This window comes from uncultured Ruminococcus sp. (assembly GCF_947301925.1).
GTDB lineage: Bacteria > Bacillota > Clostridia > Oscillospirales > Ruminococcaceae > Ruminococcus.
Genome location: NZ_CAMYUE010000001.1, coordinates 701,235 through 723,354, shown reverse-complemented (window position 1 = coordinate 723,354; position 22,120 = coordinate 701,235). Strand labels below are relative to the sequence as shown.

The 22,120-nt window shown below is 46.3% G+C and carries 15 protein-coding genes; 5 read left to right on the top strand and 10 right to left on the bottom strand.

The window, feature by feature from the left end:
• Positions 1-13: 13 nt before the first annotated feature.
• From Q0Y65_RS03390 to Q0Y65_RS03360, 7 genes are all read right to left on the bottom strand, one after another.
• A complete protein-coding gene (locus Q0Y65_RS03390; RefSeq protein ID WP_297956989.1) occupies positions 14-1,381 on the bottom strand; it encodes a TrkH family potassium uptake protein in 1,368 nt (455 codons plus the stop codon).
• Positions 1,382-1,542: 161 nt separating this feature from the next.
• Positions 1,543-2,352 carry an MBL fold metallo-hydrolase gene (locus Q0Y65_RS03385; RefSeq protein ID WP_297956986.1) on the bottom strand — a complete coding sequence of 270 codons (810 nt, stop codon included), beginning with the start codon at positions 2,350-2,352 and terminating at the stop codon, positions 1,543-1,545.
• Positions 2,349-3,080 (bottom strand): DUF134 domain-containing protein, encoded by a 732-nt coding sequence (locus tag Q0Y65_RS03380; RefSeq protein ID WP_297956983.1) that lies wholly within the window; start codon positions 3,078-3,080, stop codon positions 2,349-2,351. Before Q0Y65_RS03380 ends, Q0Y65_RS03385 begins: the two co-directional genes overlap by 4 nt.
• Positions 3,081-3,205: 125 nt before the next feature.
• Complete coding sequence (locus Q0Y65_RS03375) at positions 3,206-3,778, bottom strand: DUF6434 domain-containing protein (RefSeq protein WP_297956980.1); 573 nt, start codon at positions 3,776-3,778, stop codon at positions 3,206-3,208.
• Positions 3,779-3,898: 120 nt separating this feature from the next.
• Complete coding sequence (locus Q0Y65_RS03370) at positions 3,899-6,586, bottom strand: GDSL-type esterase/lipase family protein (protein WP_297956977.1); 2,688 nt, start codon at positions 6,584-6,586, stop codon at positions 3,899-3,901.
• A 445-nt stretch (positions 6,587-7,031) separates the two neighbouring features.
• Complete coding sequence (locus Q0Y65_RS03365; RefSeq protein WP_297956973.1) at positions 7,032-7,865, bottom strand: dockerin type I domain-containing protein; 834 nt, start codon at positions 7,863-7,865, stop codon at positions 7,032-7,034.
• A complete protein-coding gene (locus tag Q0Y65_RS03360) occupies positions 7,852-8,421 on the bottom strand; it encodes an RNA polymerase sigma factor (protein ID WP_297956970.1) in 570 nt (189 codons plus the stop codon). The genes Q0Y65_RS03365 and Q0Y65_RS03360 overlap by 14 nt, the downstream gene beginning before the upstream one ends.
• 461 nt (positions 8,422-8,882) lie before the next feature.
• Between Q0Y65_RS03360 and Q0Y65_RS03355 the strand changes: the two genes are divergently transcribed.
• From Q0Y65_RS03355 to Q0Y65_RS03345, 3 genes are all read left to right on the top strand, one after another.
• Positions 8,883-11,060, top strand: coding sequence for a leucine-rich repeat protein (locus tag Q0Y65_RS03355; RefSeq protein WP_297956967.1), 2,178 nt, complete (start codon positions 8,883-8,885; stop codon positions 11,058-11,060).
• A gap of 39 nt (positions 11,061-11,099) precedes the next feature.
• A complete protein-coding gene (locus Q0Y65_RS03350) occupies positions 11,100-12,602 on the top strand; it encodes a hypothetical protein (RefSeq protein WP_297956965.1) in 1,503 nt (500 codons plus the stop codon).
• A 428-nt stretch (positions 12,603-13,030) separates the two neighbouring features.
• On the top strand, positions 13,031-13,726 hold the full coding sequence (locus Q0Y65_RS03345; protein WP_297956962.1) for an endonuclease V: 696 nt from the start codon (positions 13,031-13,033) through the stop codon (positions 13,724-13,726).
• A gap of 149 nt (positions 13,727-13,875) precedes the next feature.
• Here Q0Y65_RS03345 and Q0Y65_RS03340 read toward each other — a convergent pair whose 3' ends face one another.
• Positions 13,876-14,997 (bottom strand): S66 peptidase family protein, encoded by a 1,122-nt coding sequence (locus tag Q0Y65_RS03340; protein ID WP_297956959.1) that lies wholly within the window; start codon positions 14,995-14,997, stop codon positions 13,876-13,878.
• Between the two features lie 13 nt (positions 14,998-15,010).
• On the bottom strand, positions 15,011-15,475 hold the full coding sequence (smpB, locus tag Q0Y65_RS03335; RefSeq protein WP_028521329.1) for an SsrA-binding protein SmpB: 465 nt from the start codon (positions 15,473-15,475) through the stop codon (positions 15,011-15,013).
• A gap of 188 nt (positions 15,476-15,663) precedes the next feature.
• On the opposite strand from smpB, the gene Q0Y65_RS03330 reads away from it, so the two are divergent.
• On the top strand, positions 15,664-16,050 hold the full coding sequence (locus Q0Y65_RS03330; protein ID WP_297956956.1) for a hypothetical protein: 387 nt from the start codon (positions 15,664-15,666) through the stop codon (positions 16,048-16,050).
• A gap of 74 nt (positions 16,051-16,124) precedes the next feature.
• Here Q0Y65_RS03330 and Q0Y65_RS03325 read toward each other — a convergent pair whose 3' ends face one another.
• On the bottom strand, positions 16,125-18,536 hold the full coding sequence (locus Q0Y65_RS03325) for a hypothetical protein (RefSeq protein ID WP_297956953.1): 2,412 nt from the start codon (positions 18,534-18,536) through the stop codon (positions 16,125-16,127).
• A 302-nt stretch (positions 18,537-18,838) separates the two neighbouring features.
• Here Q0Y65_RS03325 and Q0Y65_RS03320 point away from each other — a divergent pair, with 302 nt between their 5' ends.
• Positions 18,839-22,087 carry a family 43 glycosylhydrolase gene (locus tag Q0Y65_RS03320; RefSeq protein ID WP_297956951.1) on the top strand — a complete coding sequence of 1,083 codons (3,249 nt, stop codon included), beginning with the start codon at positions 18,839-18,841 and terminating at the stop codon, positions 22,085-22,087.
• Positions 22,088-22,120: the final 33 nt, after the last annotated feature.

Below are 22,120 nucleotides of genomic sequence, written 5' to 3'. Positions count from 1 at the left end.
CTTTTTATGTTTATTATCCGACTGTTATCTTTTCCTGAGGAAGTCTTGCGATTCCATTGTGTGATGAAAATGCAGCATATATCAGCGTCAGTGCGCCGACTCTTCCTGCGAACATCAGAAGCATAAGAATGATATGAGAGGGAAGTGAAAGCGAAGTCGTTATGCCAAGTGTCAATCCCGCTGTTCCAAGAGCGGAACCCGTTTCAAAAAGACAGCTTATCAGCGGCAGCGACTCTATCATAGAAATTGCGATTCCTGTCGACAGGAAAAGAGTGAGGTACATAAAGAGTATTGCACCTGCTGTTCGGATAGTATCCTCGGAAATGCGTCTCTTAAAGCACTCAACGTCATTTTTGCGGCGGATCACACTCATTGCAGCAAGGAAAAGCACTGCAATGGTAGAGGTTTTCATGCCTCCTGCAGTAGAACCGGAACAGCCGCCTATGAGCATCAATACTGTCATTATGAGTGCGGAAGGTTCGCTCATTTTTGTGAAGTCAGATGTATTGAAGCCTGCTGTTCGTGCCGTTACAGACTGGAACAGAGAGTGAAGGATACGTTCCTTCATGGGTTCATCAGTATACTCCGCAAAAAAGAAGAACAGAGCAGGCAGGATTATAAGCAGGCCTGATGTAACAAGTACCATTTTAGTCTGGAGGCGGTATTTTTTAAAGCGGAACTTATATTGTATTATATCGTCCCATGTGAGAAAACCGATACCGCCGGTGATAATAAGCAGCATTATCACGGAGTTGGCGTAAGCGTTGCTTCCTAAGGTCGTCAGCGATGAAAACTGTTCCCTTACGCCCATAAGGTCAAATCCGGCGTTGCAGAAAGCTGAGACAGAGTGAAAAACCGAGTACCATATGCCTTTTATAGGTCCGAATTCACGGCAGAACACGGGATATAGAAGAACTGCGCCTGTAAGCTCGATGGCTGCTGTCATTTTCAGAATGAATTTTGTAAGCTGTAGTATTCCTCCGACATTTGGAGCAGATATGGAATCCTGCATCGTACCGCGGAACCACAGACCTATCTTTTTGCCTGACAGCCTCGTTATCATAAGTCCTATTGTAATGACGCCCATACCGCCTATCTGAATGAGTGTAAGGATAACAGCCTGTCCGAAAAGCGACCAGTGTGTAGCAGTATCACGGACAACAAGACCCGTTACGCAGGAGGCTGATATCGCTGTGAAAAGCGTATCCCTGAAAGGCGTAACGCTTCGGTCCTGCGATGATATCGGAAGCATGAGCAAAAGTGCTCCGCTCAGCACCAGTATCAAAAAGCCGAGACTTATCATGCGAAACGAGTTCCTGTAATGTATACCATTCTGTGTTTTATCTTTTTTCATACGAATTCTCCAACCATTAAGAATCAAATAAACATATTTATTATATCACTATTCTGGTGATATTGCAATACCGTAAAGCCGTATACAACAAAAGACTTCCGTCCGTGAGACAGGCACAGGCACGGTGGGAACTGCCGGTGGTTATAGCCAAAAAACGGGAACAGTTCAAATCTGTTCCCGTTTTGATCTTATATCACTTGTTGGCCGCTGTGCAGAGCGATGAGCTTATCACCCATGATCTCTTTCATCAGCTCGAATGCAGGTGCGCCCGTGCAGTGTCCGCTGTAAAAGACTGTTTTCATCTGTGCAAGCTCCCGTGCTGTCTGGATTATAACAGCTTTTTCTTCCTCAGTATGTTCGGCGTCGCGCTTCATCATGTGGAAGCCGCTGAGAACATAGTCGGGCTCGCTGCCGAAAAGCTCCCTGTATCGGTCAAGTATATTGAGTATGCCGTTATGAGCGCAGCCCGACAGCAGCCATTGCTTGCCGTTCTGCGTAATGACAAGGTACTGCTCATGGGCGAAATCGTCTTTCGCCTTTTTGCCGCTGCGCATACAGGACAGCTTTTTGTTGCCTTGGGGATAGCATCTTCTGCCTGTAACTCCGCTGAACAGGAACAGCTCCTCGTCAAGCCGCAAATCGCCGTCGATCAGGCGTAAATTCGGCAGTCCGAGGATCTCGGTATCAATGCCGATGTAGCGTTCGCCGTTGTAGTGTGGCTCGGCTGCGGACCTCTGCATGATTAGCCCTGCATTAGGATTCAGCTTTGAAAAGGGGAGAATACCTCCCGAGTGGTCGTAGTGACCGTGACTGAGTATGACCGTATCAACGGCGGTGAGATCAACGCCGAGGGCTTCCGCATTTTTCACAACAGCATCTGTCTGCCCCGTATCCAGGAGCAGCCTGTGCTTTTCAGTCACGATGTAGACTGAAAGGCCGTGCTCGGCTATGCAGCTTTCATTTGCGGAAGTATTCTCCACAAGTGTGATTATCTTCATAAGTGGTTCCCGCAGGAGTGACTGCCGCAGCCGTGGTCTCCGAAGGAATGACTTTCGCTGTGCTCGTGGTGGTGGTCGCAGGTGGGATTGGAATTCTGTGCAAGTGTCTGTGCAAGGAAAGCGGCAACAGACTCGTCGGCATTTCCCGTATTTCCGCCGTACAGAACAATACCGGCCTCCTGCATAGCCATCTGTGCGCCTCCGCCGATACCTCCGCAGATAAGCACATCAGCCTGAGCGTTCCTGAGGAAACCTGCAAGAGCGCCATGACCTGCGCCGTTCGTGCCCACGACCTGCTCGTTTATTATCTTTCCGTCGGCGATATCATAGAGCTTGAACTGCTCTGTTCTGCCGAAATGCTGGAATATCTGTCCGTTTTCATAGGTAACTGCGATTCTCATGATTTTGCTTCCTTTCTGAGCTATCTCCTCTGAGATAGTGTTGTCAAGTGTGTAATTTCCGCCCGAAATTACAATGCGTCTGCCCTCCACCAGTGCAGCGGCGAGTTTTTTTCTTGCGCTGTTATAGATTGCCGTGACTGTAGTCCTTGCGACGTTCATCTCGGCGGCGCATTGCTCCTGAGTTTTTGCCTGATAGTCAATCAGACGTATGGTCTCAAACTCGTCAAGGGACAGTGTTACCGTATCATTTGCGGTATCCTGATCGGGCGCAAAGCTCCAGTAATCGGGGTAGCAGCATATACGGCGGGACTTCTGCGGTCTGGGCATAAACGCATCTCCTTTCTGACTTATGTCAATTATATCGCCTTTTCTGACTTATGTCAAGTATTGAAATATTTTCTTGAAACGCATTTCATTATCACATAATACCCTGAAATCTTGCGGCTTTTGTGTCAGTTCAATACAGCAAGGTCGGATTTTTCGTAACGGTTGTGCCCTGCAAGGCTCTTTTTGTATTTCCAGCACTTTATCGCGTCGGCAAGGCATTTATCCTGATTATCTGCAAAGAAATCACGGATATATGTATTGTACTCGAACTGCTTATCAATGACGGTCCTGCCTTTTTTCTTTTCTTCCAGTATCTTATGGTAAGCCCGTATCGCATCGGCGTAGGTCTTGCCGCTGTTGTTTTTCAGCCACTTCTGAAACGCCACATTGAACGAGAAGGACTTGCCGATCTTATCCTTGAAAAAGGCTCTGTGCTTCTCCGAGCATACGATGTTTTCCTCTATAACTGTGCTTTCGGTAATGTCTCCGACGGCAGCGGAAGCTTTCTTCTGCGTTGTTGCGTTCAGTATCTTGCCTGTTTCAAGGAAGTGAGCTATCCGCTCTGTAAGTTCCTGTTTTGAGCCCGAAGCTGGCAGGCCGTTCTTGCGGCAGAACTGCACCAGTTCTTCTTTGAGATAATAGAAATCTCTGAAGGTGTCAGCGTTCGTTTCGGATGTTAGTTCAGGTCTTTCGCTCATTGTAATTTACCTCGTTTACTGTATTTCTATTGGATGTTTTGGGGGCTGCTGCTCTTTCAGCATAAAGCCTTGTAAAATGATCTCCACAGTGCAGAAAGCTCCGCACGGTAAATAAATATGTCATGTTCTGTATATAAGTTTTCGTTTCATGAGACAGAGATCAAATACATTCAGGACATTGTCATCGCAGAAATCTGCGGCTTTCCAATTAGCCAGAGCTGTATCAGGGACAGCGAGCAGCCACTTCTGTAAAAGCACCACGTCGGAGACATTGAATTCACCGTCTGCGTTGACATCACCGCTGAGCACTTCCGTAGGAACAAGCATCAGTCTGTTAGTTGTCAGAGTATTCTTGTTATCAAACCGTATTGTCGGGTCTTTACCGGCAGCAAGCGGATTGTCGCTGTCGTACATGGCAAGGCATATGACGGCGTTCTCATCCAGCGTGCCGTCATATTCAAACAGGAACGACTTTTCTGCACCGTCACGGAATGTCCCTTTTTCGATTCTTACAGCCTTGCCGAAGGATTTCAGCTTGTTTCCGTTTGTGTCCGTGATCTCCGCACAGAGATCAATATTGAAGAATGACGGTGCGAGACCTGTGTTTTTGATTCGCACAACGAGTTTGTTTCCGTACCGCACGGCAGATGTCAGCGTAAAGTTGTAGCCCATTTTGTTGCACATTTCATCTATTACATCTTTTTGCTCCTGATAGAATGAATAGCTGCAATTGCTGTCCTGATCGAGCGCAAAGATTGACATATGCGGAATCTCGATCGTCTCGCGGAACCGCTGGGGTGTCCAGTTCACAAGGGAATAATCATTTTCCCTGACAGTGTCACGCATCCATGCATATGGCCAGTAGTTTTCGCCGACTACAGGCATATTTGCTTTGTAGGTCGGCAGCAGGCTCCATTCGACATTGGGCATGGAAATCAAACCGTCATCACGCTTTGTGATCCCGATCGAAAGTGCATACTGATAGATCTCCCCCCGTGCATTGGAAGGCAGCACCAGAAGCGTTTTGTCAAACGCTTCTGCATAGCAGTCCAGCATATCCTTCTGGATTTCTAAAGAGGGCATATATTTCTCATCACCGACCGCAAACGAATTATGCCATTCACCGTAATCGCCGAAGGGTCTGACATCTATCAGTTCCACTCTTGGGTCACCGTCGTATTTTTCTGCCAACGCTTTGACAAAATCCTTGTGCGCCTGCAAATAGATGGGATCGTCCCATTTGGGAAATACAACTTCTTCGCCTGGATTGTCTCGGGATTCGGCTGTGTTTTTCTTTGCGCCTGCATCATAGACCCACTGCGGAACATAGTCCTCAGCCAGATACGACGAATAGGGCATAATGCGTATCTCATAGGTCATGCCGTGCTGCTCGCAGGCATCAAGCATCTCGTCGATTTCGTCCCACTGATATACGCCCTTTGACGGATTCAGGTCATTCCAGTGCGGCGAACCGCTGACGATGGTGACCACGTCCCACGCATGATTATCCGCAGAACCGCCGATGCCATACTCAAAATCGTCGCTGAGCATATACGGCGAATACGCTGTCATGACAAAGCCCTTGTGGGGATTGGGAACAGCTTTTCCGTATTCTTCCGTTTCATAAACTGCTGTGGGTATACCGAAACTGTATTGCTTTTCTGGTTCAGACGGTTCTTCATGGGGGAAAAGCTGTTCACTAACCATTTCAGCCATTCTGTCAGCGCCCGTTGCATTCAGATGCAGACCGTCTGAAGAATAATACTCTTTCTGCTCATAATAATTATTCTCAAGGCAGAGTTCCAGCCACGGGCGGAACAGGTCGATCACGCCGGTCTGTTCGGTTTCGGCAATTTCATCGATCACTTTACCGAACCACCTGTAGGCAGGGAGGGGATATTTGAACGGATCGCTGCTTTCACCGTGCTGCTTGACCAGATATACCGTCATTCCTTTTGCCTTTGCACGGCGGATCATTTCCGTCAGATCAGTCTTATAATCTGTCGGGTCGGGATTTATTGTATTCTGTTTTGTATAATCATTTATACCTACAGCAAGCAGCAGTATATCGTTGCTTTTACCGTAATGCTCAGCTGTGGTGAATGAATATCCCAGCAGATCGGCTGATGTGATACCGCTGACGGAGATATTTCTGACATCATATTTTTCTGTGTCAATATATTTGTTCAGGTATTGTCCCCAGCCATGCACGGCGTCATCTGTAACATTGTATCGGTTTGCAGCGGTCGAATCGCCGCCGATCCAGATCGTCGGCTTTGTTTCCGTATCTGTTGAGGTCTGCTCGATCTCCAGCGCACTGAGTGAAAACTCCGTACCCACGCCGGAACCGGCATAGATATTGAGCTGACCGTCCGTTACCGGGATGGTAAAGGAATCAGACGCATTGTTTCCTGTCAGAAAGTAAAGCTGCGGCACGCCCTCTGCGGTGATAGTTGTTGAACGGTCATCACCGGTTGTTACCGTAATTCTATAAACTCCTTTGGGCAGATCCACATTGAAGATATGATTCGGTACATCAGATTTGAAGCGGACCGCATCTGATAATGCGCCTGTTCCGCTTGCCGGTACATTCTCTACCGCATCCGTATTCGCAAAGCCGTAGCCTTTGGCGGAATCATAGCCGTCCGCTGCGGAGACACCGATATAGCCGTTAGCCGTACCAAGGTTACCGAAGTCAAACCACTTCATGACGAGCGTATCTGCCTCTGCGGATATCTGAATCGGCAATGACTGTAATGGCATTATTGCCATAGCAGCAGCAACAATGCCTGCAAAAATCTTTTTCATGCGCAGCCCTCCTTTTTGCCTTTATTATAGCATGGTAAATGTGGAATTGCAAGGGGAAGAAAAAAAGAGTCTGCTGTCACAGGCTATGGGTCTGCTTTTCGTATATACTTTAACGATGATGAGGACAAGCATGAAGAAAAAAAGCGCAGAGCTGATAATGATAAAAAGCAGTTGATAGTTTTATGTCTGAAAAACAAGTCCGCAAATGCCTGTTTCAAGCTGTTTGTGAGCCTTGCTTCTGGGGCAGGGGAGATTAAAAAAGTCCGAGGGCTTCCAGCGATTATTAGTAAAACCCGAAAATGGCTGTATTCCGCTGTATTCTACGATTTTGCTTTGAGTGATTTTAGTACAAACAAGTGATTGGAACGGCGTGATTCTACGTCAGAAAATGAAAACAGCAGCTTCGGAAAAAAGCTGCTGTTTTTTTGAAATATCGATCTGCTGATCAATCATCCTCTATCAATTCATCTATTGGCAGATTTGGATACTGGCCGTTAATGTAACCTAAGATGGCCTCGGCGTCTTCACGGGTTATTTCTCTTTTATCAGACGCTTTGAAAGCATCAGCATTTGCAAGTGCCTGTTCGGCAGTAAGCTTTGAATTAGAAGCTTTGTTTTTCTTGTAGCATTCAGCCCATGTTATTGAATCCTTATTATTAACATAGTTAATGATAAGGACAGCATCTTCGATATCAATTAACTTGTCACCGTTGACATCTCCGCACAGAGTTGGCTGTACAACGGCCTTAGTAGCGGGAACTGTGGGCTCTTCGGGGATTACAGGGATATCTTCAGGTCCTTCCGTGTTTTCAATGGGATCTTCAGGCTTATCACTTTCATCGGAAGTCTCTTCAATATCCGTAGTTGTGGCAGGTTCTGAAGCAGTAGTTACAGTTGCAGTCGTAGTCGTAGTCGAGGATGTTGAGGTGATGCTGCCTGTTTCAGTCACAATAGTTGTGCCTGTGGTCGTAATTATATTTTCAGTGGTTGTATCTGATGTTGAATTCTGATAAATATCATTGTGATCTTTATCATGGCCTATTGATAATTTGCTGATGTTCCTGATACAAAGTCCTATTACAACAGCGGCGCAAAGTCCGGGAATGGCATATGAAAAACGATGTATCTTAGAAGTCTTTCTTTCACACGGCATAGGTTTCTCATCGGCTTGCTCAGAAGCATTTTCATTAGCCTGTATCCGGCTCTGTCTGAGTATCTCATCACTTCTTTCAAACACTCTTTCGATAAATTCCGATGTCTTATCGTCATAGCTCTTCATAGTCAAATCCCTCCTTTTTCAGTTCTTTTTGCAAGGCTTTCTTTCCGCGATATAAAAGATTTCTTATCTGCCTTTCTGTTTTTTCCATTACTTCAGCCGCTTCGGAGTTGCTTAATCCTTCAATGTATACAAGTTCCAATACCTGTCTGTATTCATCTTTAAGCTTCTTCATTGCTTTGTATAGGCGTAATTTATCTTCCTTTTTGATATATTCATGTTCAACTTCTCCGTTGTCGTAAATCGGAGGTTGATTGTCCAAGGGAATTTCCTGATGCCTTGCTTTTTTATTAATAGTATTGAGAGCTTCATTCTTTCCCATTGCATAGATCCATGTTTTGAAACTGCTTTTTTCCGCAAACTTAGGTGCGAAACAATATAGTTTTGCAAAAACGTTGATTGCAATGTCCTCAGCATCAGCGTAATTATCTACAATGCTATTAATATACAGAATAAGACCGTCTTTGTAAATCTTGATTATTTCCGAAATGGCATCTTTTTTAACGGCAGTATTGTCGCTTTCGAGAAAACGGCGATAGAAAACTGCACCGTTATCCATAAATACTTCTTTCAATGCAATATCATTTCTCCTTTAATTATTAGACAATAAAAAACGTGATTTGTCTCAATCTAATTATATAATATACAGATGATTCTGTCAAATAAAAAAAATTGAAAAAGAAGTGAGACAAATCGTATTTAATGCTGTCTAAGTAGTGTAAGAAAGTTAAAGCTTTCAAAACAAAACCACAGGCAGCAAAAAAATTTGAAAAAAGGTGAGACAAATCAGATTTTGAGTTGTCTAAGTAGTGTAAGAAGGTTAAAGCTTTCAAAATGATGCGCGTCAAAAAATGAAAAGGATGAGACAACCTGAATGTGAAGCTGTCCGGACAGCCGGCAGTTTCTTGCGGAAAACGGCAATGGATAGTTGAATCAGCATACGTTTCAAATATCATTACCTATTATTCGTATGTTTAAACTAAGAATAATTATATGTATATTAAAAATGGAGGTTTTTTTATGAAAACAAATAAGATCTTAGCAGCAGTTTTAGCGCTGACATTAACAACAGGTGCAGCTATGCCTTTAGGCGTTACAGTAAATGCAGCTTCTGATACAAACAATCAGCTTGTGGATGTTGCACGTATTATTGTATCATCTGGAACTTGTGGTAAAAATGCTACATGGAGTATTGACAGCGAAGGTTTACTTATTATAAGCGGTACTGGAGCAATTAAAGAAAATGCTTTCTATGACAATGAGGCTGTAAAAAAGGTCATAATTGAAGATGGAATTACAAGTATAGGCAGATCAGTTTTTCATTATTGCGATAATCTTGAATCTGTATCAATACCTGATTCTGTTACAAATATAGACACAAATGCTTTTAATCTTTGTAGGAAACTTGAATCTATAACAATACCTGATTCTGTCACAAGTATGGGAACAGACGTGTTTCAGGGGTGTATAGGTCTGAAATCTGTAAAATTACCTTCTTCTATTACCAGTATTAACATAAGATTATTTGGCCGTTGCTATAGTCTTGAATCTATTGATATACCTGATTCAGTTACAAGTATATGTATGGATGCGTTTGAACAATGCACATGTTTAGAGACAATAAAGATTCCTGATTCTGTTGTAAATATAGGAACAGAAGCATTCAAAGGCACAGTATGGCTTGAGAATAAAAAGAAAGAAAATCCGCTGGTTATTGTAAACGGAATATTGATAGATGGTACGAGTTGTTCAGGAGATGTTATTATTCCTGATACTGTTAAAAGTATTGCCGGTAGTGCGTTTATGGATTGTGATGGCATTAATACCGTAATTATACCAGCGTCTATTACAAACATAGATCATAAGGCGTTTCAATTCTGTAGAAATCTTAATTCAGTAACAATAATGAATCCTGACTGTACAATAAATGGCGATCAAACTACAATATATAATGGTGGCGGATTTAATGGTACGATCATCGGATATAACGGCTCAACTGCGGAAGCATATGCACGAGAATATAACTATCAATTCGAGTCATTAGGTGATTATGTTACTTCTGAAACCACAACAACTTTAACAACAACAACTACTACCACAACAGCATCAGAGCCGATTGATACCACAACAACTTCTACTACATCATCAAACATTACTGACGTAACAACAACCACTCCTCAGGTTACAACTCACGAACCGACAGAGAATGAATGGGGCGACGCTAACTGCGACGGCAAGGTGGAGCTGGCTGATGCGATACTTGTCATGCAGAGCCTTGCAAATCCAAATAAGTACGGAATTTCCGGAACAGAACCCAGACACCTTACGGAGCAGGGAAAACTCAACGGCGACGTTGACCTGTCTGTTAAGGGTCTTACCGCTAACGATGCTCTCCTCATACAGGAGTATATGCTGCACAAGATCGATACACTCGATCCTGTAAAGAGATCGCTTTCCGATTCTTTAGGCAGCGATGATACTGTTAAAACTCCGCAGAAATTCATACATAAGAGTGAGAATCCTGATAGTCCCATAACAGAGGTTCAGGTAGCTCTTGATTGTACAGGCGATGTTCAGGAGACCATGAAGGTTGAAAGCATTATGGGCAAGGATCAGATATGCTCAGAGGTTGTCGGACTTGTAGGCGAGCCATTCTCGATCGAGACTTCGTCAAAGTTTGATAATGCGGCAATAACATATAAGGTCGATAAGAGCAGACTTGGAGATACCGATTTCAATGACTTGATGTGCTTATGGTATGATGAAGAAAATGATAATTTTGTAGAGCTTGAAACAGTACCCGATGAAACTGATTCAACGGTCACTTTTAATACGTCTCATTTCAGCAAATACTTAATGGTAGACGGAAAGGCCTGGTTTGATACATGGAAAGATATTGAACAGAAATTGAAACCGATTTACAATCAGAAACATTTAAACTGTGTTTACGGTTTTTGTGAGACAAAGTATTCTGCTATTGACCCTGTAAAAAAACATATTGGCTTCCATGATCCATGTGCTCTTGGAATAGACCATGAAAATGATGACCCGAATGATTTTGCTTATTATACTTGTCCGCTAAGAACAAGCATAATAAAGAGCTTATATAAGGGGATCGGAGAAAACAACTGCAAGGGAATAATGAGTGCAGGTTATAATTCTCACGGTTTATACGTAAAAGAGATTTCAGACCCGTGATTTGTTTATAATGGTGAATTCACCGCACATGGCTTTGATATGAATGAAAAGTCTGTAAACATGGCCACATACCTCACGACACTCAATTATTTGGCAAATGATAAATTACCTAATATTGCAATTATAGTAATGACCGATAGACAGGTATCTTCCCGCACAGCCCTTTTGACTGCAGCTAATAAATGTAAATTCAAATTGTACGTGATCGATTGCTGCGAATCAGTAGATTCCGATCTTAAGGCTGCTGCTGAAGCTACCGGAGGTGAATATTATCAATATGATGCAAATACTGTAAATAGCATTATAGATATCGCCAATAGTATGTATGTTTATGAATATCCTGATACGGACGGTGATGGTTTCACAGATGCAGAGGAAACAAACGGCTGGATATACTTCTCAAATGGCACTCAGATAGCTACCAGCACAAATCCTGATAAAAAGGACACTGATGATGACGGATTAGATGATAATGAAGAGATTGATCCGGTTATTCACATGACTGAAGCTGAAACGATTAACGGAAAGGTCTATAAGTATTATCATAAAATCTATTCTGATCCTAATATGAAAGACTCGGATTATGACGGCCTGACAGATAAAGAGGAGAAGGCTTTAGGAACAAATGCATTAAAGGCTGATACTGACGATGACGGTATTAATGACAAAGACGAAATAGATAAGGGCACAGATCCTCTTAAACCCGATACAGATAGGCCTGTTGAAAATGCACCTTATGGACAAATAAAATTTGAGGGTGAATATTACAGAATAGATGTACCGGCTTTTTCAGAAGGATATTATTTGGAACCTAAGTATTCCGAATATAAGACAGTATCATTCAAAGATGGTGATTGGCACATATTAGAATACTTTATTGGCAGCAAATTATATGAAACACAGCCCTCGGTCCCAGGTGATAAAGGATATACTTTTGTTGATGATCAAGGCAGTTTTATTATTAAAGACAGGCTGAATTTAGAAGAAACCAACAGCATAGCTTCGGGTGGGCTTTTCATAATGAACAATATACATGACATGATAAAAGGATCATACACAAGGATAGATATAAAATTTGTTTTTTATAAGACTGAATCTGGCGAACCTTATAAAGTATGTATATACGCTTGTTCATCTGATGCAAGACAATTATATGATAAATATGCTTCTGATATACCGCACCATTGGTCTGCTGAGCAAGGTGATTTAAGGTATTACCCGATAGTTGACAAGAATTGTGAGCAGCTATACAGAGAACTTACAAATAAAGAACCGGATACAGATTATTTTTACGATTTGGTTGTAAGCGTCGATAAAAATCATAAAGGTACAAGCGCTTTTGCATATCTGTGGCTAAATGAAAATAATGATGTTATGGCAACACCTTGTGTATATGGCAACGATTATGTAAAACTTGTCAGAAGCAAAGATGATTTTGGCATTCTTAATGAAGATGTTTTAAATGTTCCGTTATCCGATACAATCAACCTTGGACAGTCTTTCCTGGATTTATACAATAAAATAAATGCTTACGAAGACTGATACAGCCATCAGACTGAATTTTAATGAAGATAACCTCCACAATCGTGGAGGTTATTTTATGCCAATGGTTCAGACATCTTCATGCTGGCATTTAATGATCGATAAGGTCATCCATGCAGATATTGACAATTCAGCTGCCCTGTGATATACTCAATACATTGGTAGTCTGATAAAAGAGCCGTCAACGGGCAAATATCGGAACATACTGCCTTCTGCGGAGGGCATTTCATTTTATAGCGGGGATAATGTGAGCCTGAAAACTGAAATCTCTGAAACGCCGCAGATATATTTCCCGGAACTGTATACTGCGGTCTGAGAAACAGTTTCTGCTATCAGTATTTCAGAAAGGCAAGCAGCAGATACCCAGAGTATTTACAGGCATTTGAGATGGCCATGTCGGATTATGAAGAAAGAAAAGAGTGATCAAAATGGAATCAAGTGAAATGCAGAAAGAATTCCTGAGACAGCAGAATGAACTGCGTGACAGGATAGAAACTGTTGATAGATCTGAGACCGGCGAAGTGAAGCTCGTTGCAGGCGTCGATCTTGCATACTGGAATCAGGGCGATGATGAATATGCGGTGTGCTGCATTGTTGTAATCGGCTTCAGTTCTCATGAGGTAGTTGAAAAGAAGCAATACAGCGGAAAGATTGAAGTGCCGTATATGCCTGGATTCCTTGCGTTCAGGGAGCTGCCGCTGATACTGAAAACAGTGGAGCTGCTTGAAACAAGTCCGGATATTTTCATATTTGACGGCAACGGATATCTTCACCCGCGCCATATGGGTATTGCAACTCACGCTTCATTTTATCTGAACAAACCGACTATCGGTATCGCAAAGACCTATTTCCGTGTGGATAAAAAGACCGACTATATTGAGCCGGAAAATGAAGCAGGCAGCTATACGGATATTGTCATAGACAGCGAAGTATACGGCAGAGCCTTGCGCACACACAAGGATGTCAAGCCGGTATTCATTTCTGTCGGGAACTATATCTCAATTGATACAGCCTGCTCACTTGCGTTAAAACTCACCGATAAAGAGAGCCATATTCCGCTCCCGACAAGACTGGCTGATTTGGAAACACATAAAGCAAGAGAAGCAAAGAGAAAGATTATATAAGAAATGTAACAGTCCAGCCATAAGTCCCCGTCACACATTCAGCGCATTGCGCGTCATACGATAAACTTCCGGGCGCGGTGCTGAAATGCTTAGGATAAAAAAATACACTGTTTGCGGTCGGTTGTCAACTGCAAACAGTGTCGTTATTTTTATGTCAGTGTTATTTCCTGTTTGTTTGCGTCAATGCGGGCCATAGCACCGTATGGGAGAATAGCTCTCGGAGCTCCGTGACCGAAGTTCACATTATAGAGCATGGGGAGCTCCGCATTATCAACGGTCTCGCGCCATACGTCCTTGTACTCCCGGTAATACTTCTCATTCATGGGCTTGCCGATGATGATACCGCTGATATTATCAAAAACTCCATGTTTTTTCAGGACTTCAAGGTATTCACCCAGCATTACGGGAGTCGGCATGATCTCGCTGGTTTCCGCGAACAGTATCTTTCCGCGCCATTCTTCGGCGGCAGGGAAGATATTATATCTTTTGGTTATCTCTGCCTGCACAGTCATATCCTCTCTGAACTGCGGGCATTTCCCGAAGTCCTCAGCGAGGAATTCTTCGTACCTCTCTGCATTTCCTGTCATGAGCATTTCGCCCATGCTGTCAACACAGCCGCCCAGCAGCTGTCCCTCGAAAACGGGGCTGCCCTGCAAGAGCTCATATCCGTGCTCCTCCCTGTGAGAAACAGGCATAGTTCCCACAGCAGCTGCGGAGAAATCGCTTCTCTCCTCATACCACACATCTGATGGAGTTATCCTCCTGCCGTAATATGGAGCAAAGCAGCTCTCGAACTGCGCCTTTGAGTAGGGGAGCATATCTCCCGAAAGCTCAGCTAAGTCGCACATAAATGCCTGACCGTAGAAGGTCTGCAAGCCGAGACGGTGGAACATGAAGTGGTTATTGGTAGTGTCGGAAAAACCGAGGAAGAACTTAGGGTGCTGCTTTATGGCATTGATGAACTCCGCGTCCTCCATGAGAAAGGGGAAGGTGCGGAAGGTGTCGATACCGCCGATAGCGGTGATGATGCCCTTTACGGAGTCGTCAAGGAAAGCGGCTTTAAGGTCTGCGGCACGAGCCTCGGGGTGGGACATTATGTAATCCTTGCCCATGAGGGCGTGTTCGGTGAAAACGGGTTCAAGGCCGAATTCGCGTAGCATCTTTTCGCCCTGCGCCTTTTCGTGAGAACAGTACGGCTCACCGATAATTCCGCTTGAAAGGCATATTACGGCGACCTTATCGCCTTTTTTCAGTGGTTGCGGGTATATCATAGATCAACATTCCTTATCTGTTCCGTGATTTCAGATTCCGGTCTATTTCGCGGTTAGCGTCGCGCTTTGCTATATCAGCGCGTTTGTCGTAGAGCTTTTTGCCCTTGCAGAGTCCCAGCTGCATTTTCACCCTTGAGTCCTTGAAGTAAAGGCTCAGCGGGATGAGGGACAGTCCCTCCTGTTTGAGAGTGCCGTAGAGTTTATTTATCTCGCGCTTGTGCATGAGGAGCTTTCTGACTCTCATGGGGTCGCGGTTGAAGATATTGCCTTTCTCATAGGGGGAGATATGCATACCGCGGACGAAGAGCTCGCCCTTGTCGATAGAGCACCATGAGTCCTTGAGATTCACACCGCCCTGACGAATGGATTTTACCTCGGTGCCCACAAGCTCAATACCTGCTTCATAGGATTCGAGGACGAAGTAATCGTGGCGTGCCTTGCGGTTCTCGGCAATAGTCTTGGTACCTTTTGAACGCATAATATCATCTCCTGTTCATGTAAAGATTATACACTATACAGGGAAAAATGTCAACAGCGCAGGCAGGGGGGAGTTGTCGAAAAAGCGATGCGCAAAAAACTTGCCAAAACTTATCACCTGTGGTATAATAGGTGTAGCGGCCTATGGGGAGGCCTGTAATGATATGGAAATGAGAAAGGGGCGTTATTATGAGAAGAGGCTACGGACTGCTGGACCTTCTGTTTGACGGCATAACTGCTGCTGCGGACTATATCGAGGACGAGCAGCGGGAGAAGCGCGGCGAAAGACAGCGCAACAACGTATATCTCGGGGATATAAGCGGAAACAGGAGCCTTGAATTTGCGGAGCTCCTCCGTGCAGACATGGAGACGGAAAAGGCCATGCGTGAGAACACAGAGCGTCAGCAGCGTGAGAAGTACAACTTCAGCGACAGGAACGCAGGAATGGACGATCTGTTTGCGAATACGGGGAGCATGGACCCGGGCGGAGTTCAGAGCGTCGTGAACGAAAGCGGCAGCAAGGGTGGCAGCGGCGGAAACCGCGGCGGCGGCTCTCACGGCTACTGGAGCGACTGAAAAAAGCTAATATGCAACAAATACAAAAGCCTGAAAACAGCTTTTTGCTGCTTTCAGGCTTTTCATTTACCGTACTATTCCCATTGAGGCTCCTTGCCCACTGCGGACAGCGCATAATAGGCCAGTATCCTTGAAGCGTCAATGCTATCGATCTTTGTTCCCGGCTCGCTGCACATGGTGGCGGATTCGGTATCTATATCCGCGGCCAGATAAGCCAGCCGCTCCATGATATCCTCCTCATCATCGGCGCCCGTAAAGCTCCACTCATTGCCTACCGAGAGGTTAGCGTAGCAGCTCAGCACCAGACTTGCGTCAACGGCGTTTACTTCGCCGTCCATATTGACGTCGCCCTTCAGTACAGTTGCTACTGAAGGCGCGGCCAGCAGTTCGTTGCCGAAATACAGGCTGACTGAGCATATAAAGGTGTCGTCCTCCCTGCGGAATTCCAGTTCGGGCTCACCTGAGCTTCCGAAGCTGAGTTCTTCGGGCTCAAGGGTTTCGCCGCCAATTTCCGCAGAGGAAATGATATCCTTGGGAGCGATACCTTTGCGGAGTATCATCTCATGAGCCGAGGAATTGAGCACCACGGGACAGACCTCGGCAGCAGTCGTTGTTGACTGCGGCTCGGTGGTAGTTGTGGTAGTAGTTGTAGTCGTCGTCGTTGATGTGGTAGTTGTTGTGGTCGTAGTAGTTGTCGTTGTAGTAGTTGTTGTCGTTGTCGTTGTCGTAGTTGTAGTAGTCGTTGTGGTCGTAGTTGTAGTGGTGGTCGTTGTGGTCGTTGTCGTAGTAGTCGGCCTTGTAGTTGTAACAGCAATATCCCTTACTATCTCGTCTGCAAAGGGGATCACCACATAAGTATTTCTGTCGGAACAGCCGTAAACAGGATTTATACTGTTCTTCTGGGAGTTGAAATTGGCGTCTCCGAGAGTGGGACCCGACTGCCACCACCAGTCGGTGTAGCCGTTGCCGGTGTATATGCCGATATGGTGATTGTCGGAGAGCTGACGGAGACCGTCAAGGCCTGTGCCGCAGTATCCGTCCACGCACCAGATTATATCGCCCTTGCGTAGAGCGCCGCTGCCCAGCATTTCCGCCTTTGTGGAGAACTCATAATATCTTATGTCATAGCGGTTGAGGTATGAGAGCCAGCCGCCTCCGCCGCTCCATGAGCTGCGAGTGAACATGGTATTGAAGCTGTCGTTGAAGGGCACCAGTGTGCCTGCGTATTCAAGGGAGCAGCCTGTTTTCACGGATATACCCTTAGCCATAGCGTGCCATACGAATGCCATGCAGTTGAGACCGCCGTCTGTAGCAGAGCCTCCCGTATTCACGATGGTGTCCCTGCACCCTTCGTAATACTGCCAGAGATCGCCGCGCGGGCAGGCGGCGTACAGCCAGGTGGAGTAGGGGGTACCTATGTAGTAATCGTTGGAGGTGTATTCGTTTATGAAGCTCTGCCACTGGCTCAGCGAGATATCAGCCTTGCCGCTGCTTGCCGAGCGGATAGCGTCGTTGAAGTAAACGCCGTCGGGATTTTTCAGTCCCGCTGTGACAGTTCTTGTGCTTCTTTCGCGGTATATGGATGAAGTAGTTGTTGTGGGGGACTGCTGGGACGAGGTCGTGGTAGTAGTCACAGCAGGCTGCCATGAGCTGATACCGTCCCATGGGAGGACGATGTAGGTGCTCCATGAAGCGCAACCGTAAATGGGGTTGATGCTGTTGTACTGTGCGGAGTAATCACCGTCGCCTGTAGTGGGACCTGTCTGCCACCAGATGTCGGAGGAGCCGTCGCCCATGTATATGCCCACATGATGATTGTCCGCAGGTATGCTGAGACCGCTCATAAGAGAGCCCACAGCGCTGTCCACGCACCAGATTATGTCGCCCTTTTCCAGCACGCCGCTGTCCAGCATGGCAGCCTTTGTGCTGAATTCGTAATATTTGACGTTGTAGGTTTTGATAAAGTCATACCAGCGGTTGTTTCCTCCCGACCAGCACGGTCTGGAGAAGCCTGCGGTATTGAAGCCGTTGAGCATAGGGACCCATTTTCCCGTTACGGACATATCCAGTTCTGTTGCCTCTGAAAGGCTTTTTGCCACAGCGTGCCATATGAAGCCTGTGCTGTTCATTCCGCCGTTGTAGTAGGAACCGCCTCCCTGTACAAGATAGCTTCCGTAGCCCTCCTCAGCCTGCCAGTTATCGCCTCTGGGAGAGGCGGAATACAGCCAATAGTCGAAGGGAGTACCTAAATAGTAATCATTTTTTGAGTATCTGTCGAGGAAGTTCACCCACTGGGACCTTGGCTCGTGATATCGGTTGCCGCCTGCGATATTGAAGGCCTCGCTGAGAAAAACTCCGTTGGGATTATTTAAAACTGCCGCCTTTGCTTTTGTACCCTTGCCGGTGAAGAAGCAGCAGGTGAATATCATAGTGATTGAAACGAACAGAGCCGCAGCTCTGCGTAATATATTACTGGAATGAGCCATAGTAGAGCCCCTTTCACAAATTGTTCATAATTTATTATAGCATATTTATATAGAGATGTCAATATAAGCGTTTTTATAGAAAAATCTTGTGGTAATTTGTTGAAATAGACGATGTATTAATTGTTTTATCCACCAAATCTGCAAAATGTCGGTTGTAAGTATATTAGCGATATGATACAATATTAATCAACAAGATGGGATATTTCGTCATAATGTTATATACAGAGCATAAAAAACAATTGACGGCAGACTGTCTCATCAGATAGAATAATAGGGGATATTAACTGAAGGAGGAATTACTTATGGATCATTTCAGAGCAAAGAGGGCAGTGCTGTCGCTGTTCCTTGCGGCTGCTGTTGCATTTTCGGGGACTTCGCCCCTGATGCAGCTTGAAAGCAAGGCCGCACAGCAGGTATCGACGGTGTCCAACCCCATTATATGGGCGGACGTACCCGACGAGGACGTTATCAGAGTGGGCGATACATACTATATGGTCAGCACCACCATGTTCTTCAGTCCGGGAGCTCCCATCATGAAGTCCAAGGATCTTGTGAACTGGGAGATATGCAACTACGTCTACGATACCCTTGCCAACGGCGACGTCCAGAACCTTACCAACGGCAAGCACGACTACTCCCACGGACAGTGGGCGGCAAGTCTCCGTTATCATAACGGTATGTACTATGTATTTTTCGGCAGCTACGGCACAAACAAGTCCTACATCTTCAAGACCGACGATATCGAGAACGGTGAATGGACGAGAAGCGAGATCAACGGTATGTACCATGATGCCTCCATACTCTTTGACGACGATGGCAGGAATTATCTTGTATACGGCGGCGGCGAGATCAAGATCAAGGAGCTCAATTCCGAGATGACGGGCTTCAGGCAGGGCGGAGTTGACAAGACTCTCTTCAAGACCAATATACAGGGATATGTTTCGGGCGAGGGCTCACATATCCAGAAGATAGGCGACTATTACTACATATTCATCATCGCATGGCCCAGCAATACAGGCCGTGTGGAGATATGCTACAGGAGCAAGGAGCTCCTGGGCAATTACGAGAGCAAGTACGTTCTTGATTCGGGGCTCGGCTCCTATGGCGGAGGCGTAGCCCAGGGCGGAATAGTTGATACTCCCGACGGCAACTGGTACGGACTTCTCTTCCAGGATCACGGTTCTGTGGGACGAATACCCGTGCTGGTACCTGTTACCTGGCAGAACGACTGGCCCATGATGGGCGTCAACGGCAAGGCGCCCGTCAAGATCGAGCTCCCCAACGAGGGCAAGGGCACAGACCTTGCAGGCGACGATTATTTCGACTATTCGACCAACGATCTTGCGCTGGAGTGGCAGTGGAACCACAATCCCGACAACAGCGCATGGTCTGTCACCGAGCGTGAGGGCTGGCTCCGTCTGAAGAACAAGACCCTGGCCACACATCTGCTCAATGCCCGCAACACGCTTACCATGCGTACCGAGGGACCTGCCTGCAACAGCGTAATAAAGCTTGATACAAAGAACATGAAGCCGGGCGATTACGCAGGACTTTCCGCATTCCAGCTGAAGTACGGCTGTATCGGCGTCCGCGTTGACGACAGCGGCTCCAAAAAGATATATATGTCCGTAAACGGCGGCGACGATGTCGGGAACAGCTCCAACAAGATAATCGCGGAGCAGGCACTAAGCGGCGACGAGATATACCTCAAGGTTGACTTCAAGTTCGCCAATGTAGGCTCTGACGGAAGCTCATCGAACAACATCGACAAGGCCAACTTCTACTATTCCTATGACGGCCAGAGCTGGAACAAGCTTGGTCAGGAGCTGTCCATGTCCTACGATCTGAAGCTCTTCACGGGCTACCGCAGCGGCATCTACAGCTACGCAACCAAGACCACGGGCGGCTATGCTGATATAGACTTCTTCGAGTACGAGCGCCAGTCCTGGAACGGCAGCGACGGAAGCAAGATACTCAGCGGCAAGCCCGCTTCAATAGAGCCCGACGAAAACGGCTATTACTTCCACAACACATTTGAGAGCGGCACAGATACATGGACGGGCAGAGGCTCCGCAAGTGTTGAGACAAACAAGTCCGAGCACTATGCAGGCAGCGGCTCTATCCTGTGTTCTGGCAGAGAGGCCAACTGGAACGGTGCAGTCCGCTCGCTTTCCTCCAAGGTGTTCAAGGCGGGAGAGGAGTACAGCTTCAGCGCCGTAGTAAAGTACGACGAGGGCCCCGACGACCAGAAGTTCTACCTTACATTGCAGTACAGCGACGGAGGCGAAGAGGCGAAGTACGACAAGATAGCCATAGTTGACAGCGTACCGAAGGGCGAGTGGGTACAGCTCAGCAATACCAATTACAGGATACCCGATAACGCCACCGATCTCCAGTTCTATGTGGAGACCGCCGAAGACAGCTACAGCTTCTATGTGGACGAGGCCATAGGCGCAGTCGCAGGCACAGTTATAGACGGCCCAAAGGCGACTCAGGTGATACCCGGCGACGTCAACGGCGATGAAGTGGTGGACAGCTTCGACATGATAGCTGCCAGAAAGGCACTCATAGCAGACAAGTTCGACGCTCCCGCGCTGAAAAAGTCCTTTGACGTCAACAGGGACAAGGCCTGCAATGTATCCGATCTGGTGATGATACAGCAGTACGTTCTCGGAAAGATAACCGAGTTCAAACAGGCCGCTCCTGCGGAAAGTGAGGACGAGCCTGTAACTACAGGCGGTTATTCCATGGCCGAATACACCAGGATCGTGGAGCCCAACGTGCTGAATCACGAGCCCGACTCCTCACATCAGGAGAAGGCGGGAGTGCAGTACGGAACCGTAAAGAGCGGCAGCTACTATTCCACCACCTGCAAGCGCAACAAGCCCTACAATATACTTCTCCCCGCCAACTATGACGAGAGCAAGAAGTATCCCGTGCTGTACTGTATGCACGGCTACTGGGAAAATCAGGACAGAATGATATACAAGGGCAACAGCACCATGTATACCCGTCAGATAATAGGCAACGCCATTGCAGAGGGCGAGGCAGAGGACATGATAGTAGTGTTCCCGTATATCTATTCCAGCGCCACGCAGGACAGCTGCTCGGGCATGGACGATGCCAATAACGCAGCGTATGACAACTTCATCAACGACCTTACCAAGGATCTCATGCCCCACATCGAAAAGACCTACAGCGTAAAGACAGGCAGAGAGAATACTGCCATCACAGGCTTTTCAATGGGCGGACGAGAGTCCCTGCTCATAGGTATGCAGCGTCCCGACCTCTTCGGCTATGTGGGAGCTATATGCCCTGCCCCGGGAGTAACGGGAAGCTTCAGCTGGAAGAGCGGCGAAGAGCCCCATATACTCTTCATAACCGCAGGCAGCAACGATGAGACCGTATACAATATCCCCAGCGGATATCACGACAGCTTTACAAAGAACGGAGTGCCCCATATATGGCACTATGTTCAGGGAGGCTATCACGGTGAGAACTGTATACACTCCCACATTTACAATTTTGCACGCACACTGTTCAAGGCATGAGGCCTGACATTCTTTCCTCTAAGTCAGAAACAC